The sequence below is a fragment of the Bacillus sp. FJAT-45066 genome (assembly GCF_002335755.1).
In the GTDB taxonomy this organism is placed as follows: Bacteria; Bacillota; Bacilli; order Bacillales; family Bacillaceae_I; genus Bacillus_CD; species Bacillus_CD alkalisoli.
Map to the genome: position 1 here is coordinate 3448009 of NZ_NISQ01000001.1, position 19260 is coordinate 3467268.

The following is a 19260-nucleotide window of genomic DNA, read 5'->3' on the forward strand; positions in this document are numbered from 1 at the left end:
GCAATCAAACCTGTAAAAGTTGATTGCTTCAAAGATAATTGTTTTATGTATAGTTTATTTAAAAGGGAAAAGGAAGAAGAAGGTTACATCCTTTTCCCAAATATTTTATTTTCAGGCTGTGGCTACATTCGACAGAGATAAAACTTAGTTAGTAAATGTTACTAACAACTTTAATTAATCTTTTAAACCAGTAATTTATGTAGTACTTAAGCAATATACCATCCTCCCTGCATAGAGGGAAGAAAGAATGTATCCTTCATTTATAATGTATGAACAAGAAAAGATATTATGACCGGAAAGTGGAATTAGGGAAAGGTACACTGAAGTTCCGTAACTTTTTATAAGTGAACGTGGAATGAAGAAAAGTTTTCATAAAAGATAGTTTGATCCCCGTTCTTCCGTTACTTAATGCCATTGTTGTTCATCTTGGCTATTATTTGGTTGGAATATTGGTGTTCTTTTATAAATACTGTCTTCCCAATATTCGAGAAAAGCAGCTTTTCTATTTACAATATAATCTATATCTCAAACAGTAAGATTGTCTACTCTGTAACCTACCTCAATAAAAAACTTGAAATTACGTAATTCCTCCACAGTTAATGGTCTTGTTTCTCTTAATGCATGACGGCATAGAGGTATCTTGTTTTCATTTGGGATCTTTTTATCATTCAATATTTTATTTATAAACGGAATTTTTCCTTTTTGTTCAGCAAGTGCTCTTACTCGAGGGAGGATCCTAGAGTCGTTTAAGATTAGTGATTCTAGCTTATCTTTCTTTATGCCTGTTAACTCATGGATAGATTGCACGGATAAATGGTAAATTTCTAGTAATATTTCACAATATTCATCCATGATTTTAAAATAATTGTTTTCCATTTTTGCGTTTCTAGTAGCCTCAAGTACTATATCTAATTCATCGTCTAAATCTACCTTGATAATTACCATGACAATATCATTTGGTCTAAATACCTTTATAGCACTAAATACGCTTAATCCTTTTATCACGGTCAAAGAACCGTCTTTGGATTTATTCACTACCATCTGTATCGTGTTTGTAGTGGAGTAGGTATCGTAAATAGCCTTTGCTGTTTCAATGCCAGGTCTATAGCTATGCAATGCCTTAATCTCACTGATAGGTATTGATGCAATCATGACCATTTCATCATCCCCTTCTTAGTTGTATATATAAGATTATGAGATTAATAGGTTGTCAGATACATAGAATTATGTAGAAATCATCGTGCTGGTACCCAGTGGCGTTGTATCATATTACAGCGAGGGGAAAAAGAGATCTGTTTTTTTTCATGAGTTAGAATTCATCAACTATTTCTACATCGAAGAAGTCCGCGCAATGTATCCATTTATAATACTTTTCTACTGTATTAAGTCCAAACATATACATCTTCAGTTACAAACCATCGACCATTCCATTCGCGTAATTATGAAGCAATTACATTCTTGCTACGCTTATATACTTTAGTAAACCTAACGAAATTCAGGACACGTTTTCCAAGGAAGTTGGTTACATTTGGTGCTCTCGGTTCAGGAATATGTTATATTTTAGGAGAGAGGGGTGATCCAAATTATTAGCATTTCCTATAATATCTCTAAAGGAATTAGTAAAAAGTTTAACCATGAGTTGAAAGAAATAATTACATTCTTTATTGAACTGGGAGAAGATAGTGGAGATTTCGATCACATGTTAGATTATGTTTTTCCGACGTTTATGGCTAGGAATGAGATTGAGAAATGCAAGAAAACCTTATATGAATTACAAGAATATACAACAGACAGTTTTCCACATAACCTTACTCCACTTCAAGAATATACTCTCTATTTTTTAATAGAGTGGTTTAACGATGTTAATGTAGAAGATAACAATAAAGCTACTGACATTACTAGTATAAATCCTATTACTAAAGACGATGAATACATACTTGATAAAATAGATGATCTAGAATCATATCCTTATTTTTTATTTGATGACTGGGACTTTTTGGACGTTGATGCATTCGTACATTTGTTTTTTAATTCTAAAAACACACTGGAATTTTTTAATGTCGATCTTGATCAATATATTGAGTTAATGCCTTATGATATTAGAGAAAGATATCTTCAACAACGAAACAGTAATCCATCACAGGAAAGTGAAAATATTGAAGAATTAATTGTACGATTAATTTACTCAGCGATAAAGCAAAAGGAAATGGACCCTAGACGTTTAATGGAAACAAAAGAAACTCAGTTAAGCGACGATATTGCTCATGTTTTACAAACATCATTATCAGATAAAGGTATCATTGTAGCTAGGGAACAACCTGGTGGATTCGCTAGAAAAAATACAGGAGAAATAGACTTTTTTATCTATACCCAGACTAAGCATACATTTAAGCCAATTGCTATTGGAGAAAACAAAGAATGGGGTAACTATAAGAATCAATGTAAACAGTTAATTGGTTACATGAACGAGGACATTCCGTTTGGTTTTACTATCCTCTTTAATAAAACAACTAATCTCCATACTGTCCTGAGAAGAAGGGAAGAAATGTTAAAAGGTTTCTTTTTAGATATAGAAGGCAAGAAATACTTTGAAACAGTAGAGTTAACCATGGGCTTAGATGAAATAGAGAACGTTATTATTTCAACACATAAAAATCCCGAAAATCAATCCTGCTTTAAGATATATCATTTTATTGTAAATGCATATAGACCAGAGCGAGAAGAAGCAGCAAAACAAGCTAGAGGTTAGGCATTAACTCATAAAAATTATTTTTCCTTTAATTACACAGAACCATGAATAAAGAGTATGGGGACAGGTAATGTCCAATTATTTATTTGAAAATATGAATAATTTTTAAAGCTAAACTCTATCATTGATTGCCATGTCTATCAACATATTAATAGGGCTTTTCGATTGTAATTGATTGAATTCTTCATTTACCTGGTTCACCTTACTATTCTATATGAGGTTACAATTAAACTAATATAAATTTCAAATTTCGTTTAAATAGCGTATGAATTACATATTATTAATTTAAATTAGCGTGTAAATAGCGTATATATAACGTACTAAAAAGTGCATTTAGTATATAAATAGCGTACGAATTATAAACTACAAATTTCAATTAGCGTATGAATAGCGTATAATTAACGTATCAATTGAGTTAAAAGGATGGTGAAATGATTTGTACATGCCTAAATTTAGTTATTCCCAACCAATCGTAAAAGACTTAATGTCAATCGAACGTTCTAGAGCAATTGTTGAATTGATGCCTATACCTGCACATATTGAAAGTGACCTAAAAGAACAAGCAAAATTAAAGGCAACACATTATTCTACACGTATAGAAGGAAATACACTTGATTTAGAACAAGTTGCTCGTGTAGTCAAACAAAAACAAAATGATTTTAGAATTCCTGTCGAAGAAGAAGTAAGAAATTATTGGGAAGCTCTTTCTTTCTTATCCCAAGAAAAACAAAACAAAACTCCTATTACAGAAGATTTTATAAAACAACTCCACTCTATTATTGTAAAACATGGTGCTGGCAGAAAGTCTACAAAAAGTAACTATCGTGGGGCAATGCCACCTGGTGTATTATTTGCTGTATATGATAATCAAACAAAACAAGCAGAATATATACCTCCCGAACATTCAGATGTGCCACTATTAATGGAAGCACTGGTGAAATGGATTAACTCAGAAAAAGAAATTCCTGTTCCCATTAAAGCAGCTATTGCTACATATCAGCTACTTACTATTCACCCATTTGAAGATGGTAATGGTCGAACAGCGAGAGCCCTAGCATCATACATTTTGTCAATTGAGAATTACGATGTTAAAGGATTTCATTCAATGGAAGAATACTATGTGGAAGATTTAAAAGGGTATTATAAGCATTTACAAATGGGACTGCCTGCTCTTTATTATGAAGGGCGTGAAAATCCTGAAGATTTAGCCCCTTGGATTGAATATTTTTTAAGAATCATGGCTCTAGCATATGAAAAGGTTGCTAATCTTTCAATTAAATTTGCCACTACACCTTCAGACCCAAGAATCCTTTCTTTAGAGCCAAAAGAAAAAACATTGTTACGATTTCTTATAGAACGTAATAGACCCACTAAACCTAAGGAAATTGCAGAATTATTTAAAGTAAAGCCCATTACTGTTACTAAATGGGCAATAACTTGGCTAGATAGAGGTATTATCAAGGGAGCAAGTGGTAAGGAAAGAATTACTTCGTATCGAATTGGCGAAGCATACCAAGATTTAACTTTAAATGATTTAGGATATAGAGAAGACTAACGAGAAAAAAGTAAATGCAAGTATATTTCTAGTTATTCAAAAAAATCTACTTGCATTATACGTAAAAACTCATTTACTTTTGCAGGTACCCGTTAAGAAGGCTGACCATCTTAATTTAAGTAATCTTATACAGGTAATATGTTCTGCCTTTTAGAGGGACTAAGATTTCATCTTGGAAAAATCCGTACGAAACGAACGAGATATTATAGGAATAATGAACAGAGATAAATAGGACTCTGACAAACATACAATTTGTCGCGGATGCCTTTTCGTTGTGCTTTTGTTCTAATAAGTATAATTTATCTATAAACTATGCCTATTCTCCATAATTCTTTTGATACTTTATTTATACAAAAAAAGGCTGTCGACAAACCCGAATTATTTTGAATTTGTCGACAGTCTGAAACGAACAAAGTTAGTCGTTTTACAATAAGTTACTATAAAATATGATGTTTATGATGGGATTATTTTTAACCCTCTTTCAATTAATTCAAACAACTCTTGATCCAATGCTTTAAGCTTTTCCAGCTCATTTAATAAAACAAGTTGTTCTTCATGAAGAATGTTCTTCTGCTTTAAAAGTTCCAACACTTCAACTCTTAATAACCAGTCACTTGGATGATGTAGAGTTAATTTTGTCATCACTTCAGAAAGTTTGTTTTCAATGGTATTTTTGTTTGTACTGTCTTGACGGATTTCTCTTACAACTCCGTATAACTTTTCTAATTCAGTTAGTTCTCTCGGAACAAACTCTTTCTGGGTAACAGTTTCTAAATCAGCGAAAAATGCTTCAGAATCAGCTGCACCTGCAAATACAGAGGTTATTGTTGCTCCAACAGCCATATCGAACTCGTTAAACTGTTGTGTAAGATTCTGTCTAGTAACCAAACAGTCTTTAAAAGTAATTAAAATTACTTTTTGATTTTTCCTTATAATGCTGGTGACAGTGCCAATTATGCTTACTCCCTCTTCAAATAGTAGTTTAGTATGGACACCCACTTCTATTCCTTGAGAAGATAATTCCATATCTGTCCAATCTTCTAACGGTTTTTCATGATTTACAAGTTTTCCAATTGGTGAGCTAAATCCTTCTGTGTGTCTTTCTTTACCATGACCAACTAACTGTTGTTTTTCAAAGGCTAAAGCTGAAGGACCAGAGAACTGAATATAATTAGCTTCTCCGCTGGCATCTTTTGATATATTAGTCAACGTTCCCGTCACTTGAAGTCCAGAACTATATACAATCGTTGCAGTATGGTTTGACTTTAAAGCTTTTTCTAAACTTTCAGTCCCTCCAACTTTAAATGCCATTGTATTTGCAAATTCTTTTACAGCTTCTATTAGTTGTTCAAAACTATTACAGACGAACAATTGTGGTTGTGGTTTCGTAATATCAAATCCCGTTTGTGTCACTTTCTCTAAATCAAATTCCCATTTTTCAACATTGGATGTAATACTATTTCTTCCTTCCGATACAGAAGAAAGTAAACCTGCTCCATAAATCTTTGGATCGTCAACAGTTCCGATTAGTCCATACTCCACAGTCCACCAATACAATCTTGAGATTTGCTCTGCTTCTGAAAGTTCTGTGACAGCCATTTGCTTTTCTTCAAAGTTTTGTTTCGCTTTTTCAATTTGTTCATCTGTTCCAGTTCCATTTTCTAAAAGATTTGAGTATTGACGGATCGCTTCAAATAAATCATGCTCTTCTTTCGTAGCTATGGCGTTCGCACCTATTGAACCAAACAATTTTACGTACTCAGAAAATTTTTCGTCCAATAAAATGGGGGCGTGACCAGCTGCTTCATGAATAATATCGGGTGCAGGTGTATATTGGATATTTTCTAGTTTTCTAATATCTGATGCAATAGGCAATAATCCATGTGCCTGAAATTCAAAAAAGACAACCCCAGGAATAAACCCGTCAATATTTACAGCTCCCCATCCTACAGGTGCGAGAGACTCATTCATCTCATCTACATTTGGTATACTATTAATTTTTATTCCAGAAGCTTTTAATCCATCCACATATGCTTCATGAGATGTGTCTTTTAAAAAGTGATGGTTTTGTCTCATCACATAACGCCATACTGCATGATCAATCGGTGTATATTTATCATATTGTTGATCCACAACAAATTTCTGTAAGTGTTTTGGTATTTTCCTTGCTTTCATCTCAGTTAACATGTTAATTCCCCCTTATAAAATAAGCTCTGTTCATGTCCGCTGTTGATTTCCGTGCAAGACTGCGCTTTCCGCGGGGAGCAACTTGAGCCTCCTCGGCGTCCCGCCTGTGGGGTCTCAAGCTTTGCTCTATTCCCGCAGGAGTCTTCGTCTTGCACTACAATCAACAGCTAGGCTAGTTTAATATCAACAACAAGCTTTAACAAAGCCATAAAATAAAAAGAGTCACTTATCCCTAGAAAAGGGACGAAGTGACTCTCCGCGGTACCACCCTAATTGACAGGCAATTACCCATCCACTTAGAAAAACAAGCCCTATGTAACCGCAAGTGTAATTCACATTTCATAACACCTGGATTTTCACCAACCATCCAGTCTCTAATTACTGTCATTATGAATGCTACTAGTTTGCTAGGCTTAAAACATTATTTTCACTTATACACTTTAACGCACACACGCTTTTAATCGCTAAAGTAATTATGTAAAAAAATATACAATCAATTCTATTTATTGTCAACCTCTTTTTTAAAGTTTTCATAAAATTGATCAAAGACTCTAGCTAACTCAAAGTCTAAATCGGTTAGCCCTTTTGCTTGCCATGATGATAATTTTAAAGTAACAAGCTTATAGTCTATTGAAATAAAAGGATGATGATTAACCTCTTCAGACAATTCTCCAACCTTTTTGACAAACTCGATACCTGTTAAATAATGTTTAAATCGATATTTCTTTTCGATCCACACTTCATTTACTATCTTCCAGTTGTCGATTGTATGCAACAATTTTAGTACATGCTCTTCAGTAAGTTTTTCCATATATTATTCTTCCTTCCTAACTGTTTAACTAAGTTTTACCCCTTCTTCGTAAAAAGTCAACAAAAAATTAGGCAATAGCCTTTATATCAATACAGTCATTCACATATTTATATACTGCATTAACCATAAAGAAGTATGTTGGGGACAGTCCAAATAGCGATGCATCGCTTCAAAAATGTTATTTAAATTCAATTTAATGGTCATTTGCAAAAATAAAAAAAGCTCCTATTTTAGTAATAACGGGTTCTCTTTTGGGGGGCAAAAATAAAAAAAACAATAAAAATCGCAATAATTTCAGCATCAAAAAAGCATCGGTTTTAACGCCGATGCTTTTCGCTTTTGCTTACAAAGTAGCCAGATATTTAGTTATTCTAGATGTTGTTCTAAGATTGGTGCATCCGAATTATCTACCAAACCGAGTTTGCCATTAAGTTTGTCGAATACGATTGTTTGATTATCTTCAAACCAAACTTCATAATTAGTTAGTCGTTCTTTATTTCCTTCTTTCTCTAACCAAAATGAATAAGACTCTTTATCACTTGGTCTTTTTAGACTTTCTTTCCATTCTACTCTTTTCATTATGTCTTTGATGTTTGATATATCCTTCTTGTTAGTAATTTCTTTAAAATCATTAGTTGAGTCTGCCACTTTGATTAATTCACTTGTTTCTTCCTTGGTACATCCAGTAAACGTTGTTAAAAGTATCGCAGCCAGAAAAAGTATTAACATTTTTTTCATAAAACCAACCCCCGTCAAAAATACAACAATCAAAATGTTATAAAACATCTATACTACTCTAAGTCAAGAAGGCTGACATCTTAATTTCACTAACATTTTCATATATTAACGTACCGGGCGACTGGCCCCAGAATTTGGTCTTTTGCAATTCTGATATAATCATCAGTGAAAAGGCCTGATTAAAACGAAATTAAAAGGTATGAACCTGGCTTAATCTGAACTCATACCCATACCCTGTTAGCTGCTTAAATAAATGTGTCTAATTTTTCGAGTTTACTTCAAGATGTGATCCTCTTGCTACTATTCACTATTTAACAACTATCGTTTCTAGTTCTTCTTTTTCATTTCCATCTATAAATAGATTTCTAGCAATGTTCCCCACAATATTTGTTGTAACTCCATCAACTGTACCTCCTATTACTCCTCCAACCAGTGGTACCATCTTTCCTAAGTTAATGACGCCCGTTTGTCCAAACTTAGTAAGTAAGCGGAACCCTACTGCTTGATTGATCTTTGTAATGGTTGCACCAGATATTTTCTGAATGCCATTTATAGCAAGTTTCTTTCCTAACTGTACTCCAGTATTCTTTAGAATATCCTTTGCACCGTTACCAGCCAAGCTGGCATATACAAAAGATTTTACTTCATCATCCTTAAGGTTATATCCTCCCATATGAGCAATTGCTGCAACCATTCTCATTTGTATTAATATGACGCTAGTAATATTAGCGGGTATGGTAAACGGCATGGTAATTACCCCTCCTAAACCAGTTAAAAAGCCACTAGTCACACTTTTCGAATTCTGAAATCGAATGAGTCTGTTGACTTTTTGTTTCAGCGTGCCTTTCCTTTTTAAATAATTTTCCGCCAGTTCAATAGCAGTATCCACACCAGGGATACCTCCATTTACTGCTGTATCATATGACCAATCGAGAGCTTTTAACATATTTTCATGTGTAATTTCTTTAATTTTTTTCATGAATAGACTCCTTAATAATGGATGAATTTAAGTAATCTTTATACAGGTAATATGTTCTGCCTTTTAGTTATAAACCCTTCTTTTATGTCTGATCAACTTTTATTCTCTTTCTATTATAATGCTATAGGATTAAATAGTGGATTCTGGGGAGTAGCTAAAGTATTTGGTAAAAATCCAACACTTTTAACAATATTGATTGTTGTAATTCCAGTATTGGGAATTGCTGTAGTTAATACATGATGCAATAGACTTGATAGAGAAATAATAATCACGAGAGTAACAATTGGGGCTACATCGAGTTATTCTTGTAAATCACAATAATTAGTAGATAAAAGATTACTAGTCAATAATTGATGACTGTAATCTTTTTTTTCTTCTTATATAAAATGCTATTCTCTCAGTAGTAAAAAACACTAGTAGGCCACTTAGTAATAAATACAAAGAATTAATTTGAATATCTTTATTAACTAGAGTTAAAAAGCTATTAATTAATAAGAAGCCTGCCCAAAAGACAAAGATGCAGTAAAAAGCAATGTTAGTGCTAATCATATCGTGGTCTTTTTTTGATTTAAAAAACATATTACTCCTCCCCTTTCCTGTATATAATAGCATGTGTTTCTAAGTAAACCAATAATCCGTATTAGATTGGATTCTGGAGCCAAACTCCCTGTGCGTTAAAGTTTTATCGGAGGGGAACAGGCCCTTGTCCAGAGAACAATATAGAGAAAGGAAATCTATGAAATATTACGTGATTATGTTTTTAATATTTTTAATTGAGTCCGTTTCATAATGTAGGACTACTATACGAAAAACGAATAATAGCATCGCACTCTGTATTTAAACACCTTAATAAACGAACATATCATGTTGTATATCAACAAAGTATTCGTTTTTCATTAAACGAACCGTAATTATAAAATTGATTCAATTACTACTTCTTTACTTCTCTGGATATTTGACTACACAATTTTTCCAAACCAAAGCTTTACTGAAGTTTTAATATTTAATTTCATTCTAGTAGAAGTTAACATTTTAGTAGATTGTATAATTCCGATCAAATGAACACCGGGACAGGAACACTGTCCACTTCGACCCAAGATCAATGCCTAGAATACGATGAAATCATTAAGCTTTCGGATGAAGAAGCAAGGCAGTGACTTAGGGAGCTAGGTGCAGCCGACAGTTCAGAGTTGAAAAGGATGGATAGGCAAAAACGTAATCGCATACTAGTGATGTTCCTGTCCCGGTGTCCACTTGAATCCTATAGAGTATAATCTCTTTTTCATCTTTTCTTGTTCTGTAGGGGGAATTTTTAGTAGCGGTGCTAGTTCGAGTTTCTCCATTAGTAATTCTGCTTCAAAGGTTTGGGCTTGCTTGTTTAGTTGTGCTAAGTTTTGAGCTGCTTCACGCGTTTTCTCTTTTTGCAGTTTGTTTCTTTCCGTGAGTAGTATTCTTGTTATTGTCTCAAAGTAATATTTTTCGATGCGTGATTTTTCCTCCATTATTTTAGTAATCTTAACTAGTTCAACACTTGATTGGATAAGTAATTGTTGTAATTCTTTAAGGATATTACTAATTGCCTTTTTTCTTTCTTTTCTTAGTTGAATGATTTTGTTTTGCATAAACACCAATTCCCTTCCAATTCATGGGTTATTTTACCTAAATAAACGCTAGACTTTTAGGTTATTTTTTTGATTTTATGTTATCTTTACAAAATTCTGCTAGATTCTACATATCTTATTTAATACTCTTTAATTGTACCGAAATTTAAGGAGGTAAAACAAATGTTAAAAAGAAAAACGTTTTCCGTATTACTATCTATTTTTTTGTTAGTTTCAGTAATATTTCCAGCATATAGCTTTGAAGCTAATGCAAACGAGGGGCAGACCCTACTTATTACAGAAGTGTATTACGATACACACTTACCTTTTGAGCCAGAAGAATATGTGGCCATTACGAATACAGCATCAACGAGTATTGATTTGACTGGATGGCGTATTGGTGATGGGAATCACTTTGTTACGTTCCCGAATGGAACTATCATTCAAGCTGGTGAAACTTATTATATTGTTAGAGATGCTGATGCATTTATGGAACAAATGGTTGTGGATGTCATTCCTAATTTTGAGTATGGTGAAGATACAGTTTCTTCTATTCCACAAATGATTGGTACTGTTAGCCCACGATTTGCGAATAATGGAGATGAAGTTTTCTTATTTAATGGCGATGTATTAATCGATGTTGTTGTATATGGTAGTTCCTCCTACATAGGCGATGGGTGGAATAGTTCTCCTGTACCAGGTGTACGAGAAGGAGAAATACTTGTTAGAAATCAAGATGAAGTTACAGGTGAGTGGATAGACACGAACAGCGCTAGCGATTTTATTTCTTATAGAAGTTATAAAGCTGGGCAATCACGATTTGAAACACCAACATTTGAATTTGAAGGAAGCGTTACGCCATATACCTCCCCAGATTCTAGTTTTGAAGTTTTATCCGAACTCCTTGATACGGCACAATATACGATAGACTTGAATTTATACGAGTTTCATAGCCCTTATTTACTTGATAGAGTAATAGCTGCAATAGAGCGTGGAGTTCAAGTACGTGCTTTTTTTGAAGGTTCACCAGTAGGGGGACTTCAGGATGGATCTAAATATGTTTCCCAACAAATTGTACAAGCTGGTGGAGAAGTTCGGTATATTATTTTAGACCGAGATGACCAACGTTATAAGCGTTATCGTTGGAACCATGCAAAATACGCAGTAGTGGATCATAAAAAAATATTCGTCCAAAGTGAGAACTGGAAGAAGACAGGAGTCCCTGTAAATAACTCATTTGGAAACCGTGGATGGGGTATCATTATTGAAAACCCTGATGTTACGGCACATTTCTTAACGGCATTTAACACAGATTGGAATTATCTGTATCGTGATAGCTTCCCATATACTCCAGGCCATGAGCGATATGGAGAACCTTCACCAGGATTTGAACCAGATCTGGAAATCCCAACAGGTAATTATCCAGCATTGTTCCCAAGGAAAGAAATTACAGGTTCTTTTAAAGTTACACCAATATTAGCACCTGACTCCACTTTCTTAATGGAAACTTCTATTATTGGGATGATTCGTTCAGCAAAAGATGTTGTATATGTAGACCAAATGTACTCACACAAGTATTGGGGAGATATGTATGGTTCGCCTGAAACTGATCCTAATGTGTATTTAGAGGAAGTAATTGATGCAGCTAGAAGAGGAGTTACTGTTAGAGTGTCGTTAGGTTCTTCTTGGTTAGATCCTTCTAATCCACGTGATAACATTCATACAGTGGAGTATATTAACACTATTGCAGCTTCTGAAGGGTTAGATATGGAGGCGAAATTATTAGATACTACAAGAACTGGCCTTGATAAAACACATAACAAAGGTGTTATTGCTGATAACAAAGTATTAATCTCAAGTATTAACTGGTCAGCAAACAGCCCTATTAATAATCGAGAAGCTGGTATTATTATAGAAAATGTAGAGGTTGCGCAATTCTATAAAGATGTCTTCCTATGGGACTATGAAGGTTCACTTTCTGGCAATGAAGAAATTATGAAAGAAGATTTCGAGACAGGTAGTAAAACAGCTTATGCAAAGGGAAATGTTCAACTTGGAAGTGGTGTTTGGGAGTTTGACAATGCAATCTTAGGTTCATTAGCTAGTGATAAAAAAGAAGGTAATCGTGCAGCACGTATTCGTTCCGTAGGCTCTATTTCCATGCTATACGATATTATCGGCGCTAAGTCTGTTTCATTTTCACACGCAAACTTTGGAACTGACACTGGAGCAATATGGCAATTACAGAAATCTACAGATGTCGGTGTTACATGGGTAAATGTAGGCGAACAAATGGAAAGTACAGCTACACTAGAATCTTACTCTGTCATAGTTGACGAAAATAAACCTGTTCGCTTCCGCATTATCGCGAATGGAAAAACTGGCTCTCGAATCAATATTGATAGTTTTAAAGTAAACTATTAAGTTTTTATCCATACATTAACAATCTAAAACCCCACTACTATTTGCAATGGTAGTTTCTGGCGCCAGACCCCCGTTGCGGTAAGTTTTATCGGAGTGTGGGACAGGTCAACCAGTGGGAATATGGGGACGGGGTTACATTTCTCTTTTTTGGATGAGAAATGTAACCCCGTCCCTGTTTTTGCCTAAGTCATTAAAAAAAGTTGTCTCATCATCTTTTCCATCAACTCCTGATTTGTCCTTTATAGCAACCCATTATCTACTGAATCGGGAATATCTAAACGTAGGAAAGGGACAAGGAGTCAGGTTTGACCCGTTAAATGGTCCAAAGTCCTTGTTCTTTAAAAATTTTTTATTTTCCCTCTCAAATTCCGACACGATACCGTATAGATAATATAAGTTACATAAACAAGATAAAGGCAAAACTATTGAAAGATGGTGACGCAAAGCTATAGGGACTAATGGGCAGGAGTGCCCTATGTCAGCCAGCTACCGTACATATATTACAGGTAGCCGTAAAATAGGAAAAAAGGGAGAGTGGAAAGGATGAAGAAGATTTTTTCTTCTATTGTATTAGCAGGTGCGATGATTTTTGGGTCTACTGCTGTATTTGCGGAGGGGCAAGAAAGTAAGGCAGAGGCTGGGATAACACCAGATTCTATTTATTACATTTTTGATAGATTCGCAGAAGAATTAAAACTACGATTTACATGGGATAGCCAGATTAAATCAGATCTATTATTAATGATTGCAAAAGAGAGATTAGCAGAAACAGAGAAAATGATAGAAGAAGGACATGAAAAGTATTTAAATGAACTAATCGATGCCTATATTCAAAAATTAGGAGATGCACAAGAGCTTATCTCTGAAATTATTGTTGCACAAGATGTTGAAGAAAATGATAAAGAAGCTCTTGTTAAAAAATTAGAGTCCGTTATATCGACAAGTACTTCAGTGGAGAAAGATTTAGCGGAAGAAGTTAAAGAGAAAGTAAAGTCAGCTAATCAAGAAGCTTATTTAGTAGCCAATGTGGTAAAAGATTTAGATGCAGATAAGGTTGAACTTTTAAGAAAAGCAGATTTGGGATTTGGTCAAATTGCAAAAGTAATTTCGCTTGCAGAAGCTTCTGGTAAATCAGTGGAAGAAATCTTAGCGTTAGTTTTAGAGTCAGATAAAGGCTTTGGCGAGATAGCTAAAGACTTAGATCTGAATCTATCTGACATCGTTAAAAACGTGATAGAGCGAAAGCAAGATTCTTTGAAGGAAGCACTTGAAGAAGCAGAAAAGTCTGGGAATGTGGAAGCACTTGATAAGCTAACAAAAGCAATGGAAAATATTAAAGTGAAGAAAATAGAGTTTGAAATAATTGAAGAATATGTTGAATTAGATGAAGAGCTAAGAAAAGAACTATTAGAGCTTGAGAAAGAACTACAAAATGGTGAAATAACTCAAATAGAATTTGAAAAAGAATTAGCAGAGCTTTTAGAAGAAGCAGACGAAGACTTGGAAAAATTAAAAGAAGATTTTAAGAAAGAGAAACAAGAATTAAAAGAAGAATTAGCCGATAAGGAACGTGAAACAGAAGAAAAAGCGTCAAAGAAAGAGCGTGAAAGAAAAGAAGAATTAACAAAGAAAGAACGTGAAAGAAAAGAAGAAGTAGAAAAGAAAGAGCGTGAAAGAAAAGAAGAAGCAGAAAAGAAAGAGCGTGAAAGAAAAGAAGAAGCAGAAAAGAAAGAGCGTGAAAGAGAAGAAAAAGCGGCAAAGGAGGAACGTGAAAGAAAAGAAGAATTAGCAAAGAAAGAACGTGAAAGAAAAGAAGAATTAGCAAAGAAAGAACGTGAAATAAAAGAAGAAGCAGAAAAGAAAGAGAGTGAAAGAAAAGAAAAAGAGCTTAAAGATAGAGACCGTGATGACGAAGATGAAGACGAAGACGAAGATGAAGACGAAGGTGACGATTGATTTCTCCATTATTTGAAGGGTTGATATAATTGGATATAAATAGGGCCTAACTCTTTTTGGGGTTAGGCCCTAGTCTAGTATCTAGTATTAGAGATAGAAGTCTAATTTTTACCTATAGATTATTTTTCTCCTATCAATCAAAATCAAACTAGAAGAAACGGGATTAGGGGTGAAGAAGTTATGAACGGTACCAAGATTCCTAAACATCTAAAAGAAGCTTCTAACGGAGATGAACTTTCTAGAGAAAAGCTAATTCGCCATTATAAACCATACATACTTAGTACAGTTGGTAACCTTTGTAGACGTTATATTTCTTGGAATGATGAAGAATCAAGCATTGGGTTACTTGCTTTTAATCGTGCAATTGATACGTTTGATGAAAATGGTGGTCGGACGTTTCTTAATTTTGCTTATTTACTGATGAAGAGAGACTTAATTGATTTTTATCGTAAGGAGAAAAAAGAAACACATATAAGGTTAGAAACGAATAACGAGGAAGAAGTAATGGCTAATACGTTAGATTTTAAAAAATCTTTGGATAATTATCAGCATTCTTTACAAAGAACCGAACTTGTAGAAGAGATACTAGAATTAAGTGAAAAATTACAAGAGTTTCAAATAAACTTTGAAGAGCTTGAACAGTTTTCTCCTCGTCATAAACGTACAAAAAAAACAATATTTGAGATGGCAAATCATTTTTTCCAGTATCCTGATTTAGTAGAAATATTTAAGAGAAAGAAAAGGTTTCCTTCATCTGAATTTATTTCTAGAACTAATTATCATATAAAGACTGTTGAGAGACATCGGAAATACCTGATTAGCCTGATTATTTTAAAGCTTCATCCAGAGTGGAAGCAGATTACAGGTTTTATAGCCGATTTCAATGAGGGAGGTGAGCGTGGATGAAGCATGAATATCATGGTGTTGTTATGAAGGTTACACCTGAATATATAGTTTTACTATGTAAGAACGGGGAGTTTAAAAACGTACCACGATCTAAAGAAGATATGCCTACCATTGGAAGCAATTATGTTTATGAGGGAAAACGCGCAAAAGTTGCTATACCTTATATAGCATTTGCTGCTGCCATTGCAATTCTATTACTTGTGACATCTATAAACTCATTTCTCAAACAAGAGAATGCCTATGTACTAGTGTTAGATATTAACCCTAGTATCGAAATATATACGGATGAAACTTTAAAGATTACAAATTTAGCAGGACTAAATCAAGAAGGTGAGTACGTTGCCTCGGTCCTACAATGGAAACGTAAAGATATGCACTCTATTATACAGGATATTATTCAAATATCCGTCCAAGAACAATATTTAAGTAAAACGGAAAAAGGCCAAATTGCAGTGACTGTTGTAAATTTGAAAAATAAAGGAGTTGACTTGCAAAATGATGTTAAACATAACATAACCGTAGCTTTGGATAGGCACTCTATCGACGCAAATGTTGTCACAAGAACGATTGATAAATCAACTTTTGATCAATTTATCCAGTCAAATATTCCGATAAACACTTCATTATTCAAACAAGAAGTAACTCAAGAAAAAGAGACTTTAGAAAAAACAACTAAGTCAAAAAAAGAACCTAGTATAAAACAAGAGTCTTCGAATCAAACCGAGCAAATAGTAAGAGCTCTGCCAGACAGGGATCTTACAAAAGAACAACCACAAACGAAGGAAGAAAAGAATAAGCCTTCTCCTTCAATAAATAAGAAATTAGACAATAATCACCCTGAAAATTCGGAACGCCAACATAATAATAGTAACTATGGTCAAGACATGTCCAAAGACACCATTAAAGCTCAGGAAAACAATAAAGACTATAACAAGGATATTGCCCCTGAAGAAAAACAAGATAACAGTAAGAAGAATACGAATGATGGAAGAAGTGGTAAAGAAGAGGAAGAAGAAGAAGAAGAAGAAGAAGAGGAAGAAGAGGAAGAAGAGGAAGAGGAAGAAGAAGAAGAAGAAGAAGAAGAAGATGTAGCTGAAGATGAAGACGAAGAATGATTTTAGGGGAGCAGGAGGGTCTGTCCCCGCTGCTCACCCAAAATCACCTTTTTAAATCAAACCGATCTGTATTCATCCCTTTTACTCATGCTGCAATAAAGTCGTTCATAAACTTTTCTTTGTTGTCGTCTTGTGCGTACACTTCTACAAGTGCGCGTAGGACAGAGTGGGAAGAGGACTCATATGGATCGTCGTGATATAAATGAACTTTCTGAGTGATACCGGCAGCAAAACCGGTTTCATCAAACGAAATTAACGATCGCGGTTGCCATGTCTATCAACCTATTAATAGGGCTAAATCGATTTGCCAACGTAAGGACGAACTGTTTGCTCTTATTTGTGAAGATCTGTTTGTTTATTAATGTGGTAAACGGTTGATTCTGGTTCTGCGTTTATCATACTTTATCACCCGTCTCGAATTGTCCCTGCGGCCGTAATTTGCCCTATATATTTAATTTACAAGTTACATAACAGATAAAAAGTTGCATATTCCCTAGAGAAAACGTTACGTTTCCACCAGCTGGTCAGCCTAAAAGTCTACATTTACTCTTTTTGCATCCAAGCGCTACTTTTATAAAATAGTTTAAGTAAGCCAAGGTGCGAAATGGCCCATATCATTCAATCAATCGCAAATGCATACATAGATGTCCGAACGGTGACACGTCCTCGTAATAAGTCGAAATTATCTTGTGGGAGTAAATGCACACTGTCAGTGAACAGACAGGTTAATCTATTCATCATCCAGTTTTTTTTCAACAGAGATGACCACACATGATGACCAGGTAGTTGACGACCCTATAAAACTATAAAGAAACTATATTCACTCTGTGAGAATAAAACCTTTTTACGTAAGTGAGTTCAAAAAGTACAATGACTAAACGAAAAACGAATAGTAAACCTATCCTTTGATATAATTAACGTTTTATATCTAACGTTATTCATTTTTCACTAAACGAACAGTAAATATGAGAATAATTGGGGACGGGGTTACATTTCACATTCCAAGAATGAGAAATATAACCCCGTCCCCGTATTATCACTCTGGCCATTTAGACCTATTAATTATTCTTGAAAGAATAATTGTAGAAAATAGGTGTTTAGTCGTGATATTTTATGAATAGAAGAATTTCTAATTTTTGTAAGTAGTAACTTTTTTTGTAAGGTTTTACTTCTTCTTATTTTTTACGGACTAGTATAACAATTAATCATTATCTTCTTAATGGTAGTGTAGCTAGTGATAGGTAAATTTAATAGAAGAAATTTAGTTTAGCAGAGAATTATATATAGTGGTGCGGAGGATGCTTGATATGATAGGAAAGATTAGCATCTATTATACTAATTTTTGGAGGGAATTTTGTGCGCAAACTACTTTATGCAATCTTACTTATCATGATGATGATCCCACTAGCATGCTCAAATCCGAGCAGCGGAAAAATGGAGTTCTACTCCAATGCGGACAAAGTGTTCGTTTCTAGTGAAAGCGAAAGTGTACTATCTTTTGAAGTAACGTTGTTCACTAAGAGCAAAGTTACAAATTTGGAGTTTGGTGGGTTTGAAGGCACGAATGTTGAAAATAGCAGAGCAGAATTAATAAACAATACAGTAGACCAAATTAAAAATCATAAGCACAAAGGTTACTATATTTCTATCGTCATGGTGAACGTGATGCCAGAAGATGGCGAACATGATATAGAGATTAATAAAATGGTCCTTTTATTAGATGGAAAGCCAAACAAAGTTCATTTTACAACGCCTATTAAGCATACATTTGCAGGTGGAAACGTGTTTACAAATGATTTTGTTCCTTACATATTACCAAATGAATTTTCCACACAAGCAATAAATAATGAAAATGATACATTTATTTATCAATTCGAAGCGAAAGAAGCTATTGAATTACAAAGTATTTATACATTAGATCATATTAAACCAATCATTTCGGATATAAAAGTAGACGGACAACTAGTAGAGAAAGATGAACTTTTACCATTAAGCATTCCTGCTGATTCTGTCGTAGAAATCGCCTTAATGTTTGAAGGGAAAACAAATGAACTAGATATGTACCATTTTGTATCTACTAATCTTTATTTTGAATATATAAACGTGAAAACATCAGAAAAGCAAGCAAACGTGGTTGCTTTATTCTTTAATCCTATATATCCAATTGAAGACTCCATGGACCATATTAATCGTTTCATCGATCATGTGATTTACAAATAAACTACTTCCAATTTTGAAT

Annotated in this window: 13 protein-coding genes and 1 riboswitch; of the genes, 7 read left to right on the forward strand and 6 right to left on the reverse strand. The window is 34.1% G+C overall.

Features of this window, described 5'->3' with window-relative positions:
• Positions 1 to 525: 525 nt before the first annotated feature.
• Positions 526 to 1158: a hypothetical protein gene (locus CDZ92_RS17390; protein ID WP_096156469.1), complete on the reverse strand. Its 633-nt coding sequence runs from the start codon at positions 1156 to 1158 to the stop codon at positions 526 to 528.
• Positions 1159 to 1573: 415 nt separating this feature from the next.
• Here CDZ92_RS17390 and CDZ92_RS17395 point away from each other — a divergent pair, with 415 nt between their 5' ends.
• Both CDZ92_RS17395 and CDZ92_RS17400 read left to right on the forward strand, forming a co-directional pair.
• Positions 1574 to 2749, forward strand: a complete 1176-nt coding sequence (locus CDZ92_RS17395) for a hypothetical protein (RefSeq protein ID WP_096156470.1) — start codon at positions 1574 to 1576, stop codon at positions 2747 to 2749.
• A gap of 442 nt (positions 2750 to 3191) precedes the next feature.
• Positions 3192 to 4304 carry a Fic family protein gene (locus tag CDZ92_RS17400; RefSeq protein ID WP_255249863.1) on the forward strand — a complete coding sequence of 371 codons (1113 nt, stop codon included), beginning with the start codon at positions 3192 to 3194 and terminating at the stop codon, positions 4302 to 4304.
• A gap of 453 nt (positions 4305 to 4757) precedes the next feature.
• Here the strand turns inward: CDZ92_RS17400 and CDZ92_RS17405 are convergent, their stop codons facing one another.
• The 5 genes from CDZ92_RS17405 to CDZ92_RS17435 form a co-directional block, all read right to left on the reverse strand.
• A complete protein-coding gene (locus tag CDZ92_RS17405; RefSeq protein ID WP_255249838.1) occupies positions 4758 to 6491 on the reverse strand; it encodes an aromatic amino acid hydroxylase in 1734 nt (577 codons plus the stop codon).
• Positions 6492 to 6990: 499 nt separating this feature from the next.
• Entirely contained in the window at positions 6991 to 7302 is a 312-nt protein-coding gene (locus CDZ92_RS17410) for a 4a-hydroxytetrahydrobiopterin dehydratase (RefSeq protein WP_096156471.1), read from the reverse strand.
• A gap of 366 nt (positions 7303 to 7668) precedes the next feature.
• On the reverse strand, positions 7669 to 8040 hold the full coding sequence (locus tag CDZ92_RS17415; RefSeq protein ID WP_096156472.1) for a hypothetical protein: 372 nt from the start codon (positions 8038 to 8040) through the stop codon (positions 7669 to 7671).
• 307 nt (positions 8041 to 8347) lie between these two features.
• Entirely contained in the window at positions 8348 to 9019 is a 672-nt protein-coding gene (locus CDZ92_RS17420) for an EcsC family protein (RefSeq protein WP_096156473.1), read from the reverse strand.
• 1226 nt (positions 9020 to 10245) lie between these two features.
• Complete coding sequence (locus tag CDZ92_RS17435) at positions 10246 to 10641, reverse strand: hypothetical protein (RefSeq protein ID WP_096156476.1); 396 nt, start codon at positions 10639 to 10641, stop codon at positions 10246 to 10248.
• 162 nt (positions 10642 to 10803) lie between these two features.
• On the opposite strand from CDZ92_RS17435, the gene CDZ92_RS17440 reads away from it, so the two are divergent.
• From CDZ92_RS17440 to CDZ92_RS17460, 5 genes are all read left to right on the forward strand, one after another.
• On the forward strand, positions 10804 to 13044 hold the full coding sequence (locus CDZ92_RS17440) for a phospholipase D-like domain-containing protein (RefSeq protein ID WP_096156477.1): 2241 nt from the start codon (positions 10804 to 10806) through the stop codon (positions 13042 to 13044).
• A gap of 405 nt (positions 13045 to 13449) precedes the next feature.
• Positions 13450 to 13538: riboswitch (cyclic di-GMP riboswitch) on the forward strand.
• Positions 13539 to 13587: 49 nt separating this feature from the next.
• The gene (locus CDZ92_RS19730; RefSeq protein ID WP_141395242.1) at positions 13588 to 15000 is read left to right on the forward strand and encodes a DUF5667 domain-containing protein; all 1413 of its coding nucleotides are present in this window, start codon (positions 13588 to 13590) and stop codon (positions 14998 to 15000) included.
• Positions 15001 to 15180: 180 nt separating this feature from the next.
• Entirely contained in the window at positions 15181 to 15906 is a 726-nt protein-coding gene (gene sigI / locus CDZ92_RS17450) for an RNA polymerase sigma-I factor (RefSeq protein WP_096156478.1), read from the forward strand.
• Complete coding sequence (locus CDZ92_RS17455; protein ID WP_096156479.1) at positions 15903 to 17021, forward strand: anti-sigma-I factor RsgI family protein; 1119 nt, start codon at positions 15903 to 15905, stop codon at positions 17019 to 17021. The genes sigI and CDZ92_RS17455 overlap by 4 nt, the downstream gene beginning before the upstream one ends.
• Positions 17022 to 18377: 1356 nt before the next feature.
• Positions 18378 to 19241 carry a hypothetical protein gene (locus CDZ92_RS17460; protein WP_096156480.1) on the forward strand — a complete coding sequence of 288 codons (864 nt, stop codon included), beginning with the start codon at positions 18378 to 18380 and terminating at the stop codon, positions 19239 to 19241.
• The last annotated feature ends 19 nt before the right edge of the window (positions 19242 to 19260 follow it).

Coding starts and splice junctions, on each gene's coding strand:
- CDZ92_RS17405 (WP_255249838.1), bottom strand. CDS start 6,491: ATGTTAACTGAGATGAAAGCAAGGAAAATACCAAAACACTTACAGAAA.
- CDZ92_RS17400 (WP_255249863.1), top strand. CDS start 3,192: ATGCCTAAATTTAGTTATTCCCAACCAATCGTAAAAGACTTAATGTCA.
- CDZ92_RS17390 (WP_096156469.1), bottom strand. CDS start 1,158: ATGGTCATGATTGCATCAATACCTATCAGTGAGATTAAGGCATTGCAT.
- CDZ92_RS17455 (WP_096156479.1), top strand. CDS start 15,903: ATGAAGCATGAATATCATGGTGTTGTTATGAAGGTTACACCTGAATAT.
- CDZ92_RS17420 (WP_096156473.1), bottom strand. CDS start 9,019: ATGAAAAAAATTAAAGAAATTACACATGAAAATATGTTAAAAGCTCTC.
- CDZ92_RS17415 (WP_096156472.1), bottom strand. CDS start 8,040: ATGAAAAAAATGTTAATACTTTTTCTGGCTGCGATACTTTTAACAACG.
- CDZ92_RS17440 (WP_096156477.1), top strand. CDS start 10,804: ATGTTAAAAAGAAAAACGTTTTCCGTATTACTATCTATTTTTTTGTTA.
- sigI (WP_096156478.1), top strand. CDS start 15,181: ATGAACGGTACCAAGATTCCTAAACATCTAAAAGAAGCTTCTAACGGA.
- CDZ92_RS19730 (WP_141395242.1), top strand. CDS start 13,588: ATGAAGAAGATTTTTTCTTCTATTGTATTAGCAGGTGCGATGATTTTT.
- CDZ92_RS17410 (WP_096156471.1), bottom strand. CDS start 7,302: ATGGAAAAACTTACTGAAGAGCATGTACTAAAATTGTTGCATACAATC.
- CDZ92_RS17435 (WP_096156476.1), bottom strand. CDS start 10,641: ATGCAAAACAAAATCATTCAACTAAGAAAAGAAAGAAAAAAGGCAATT.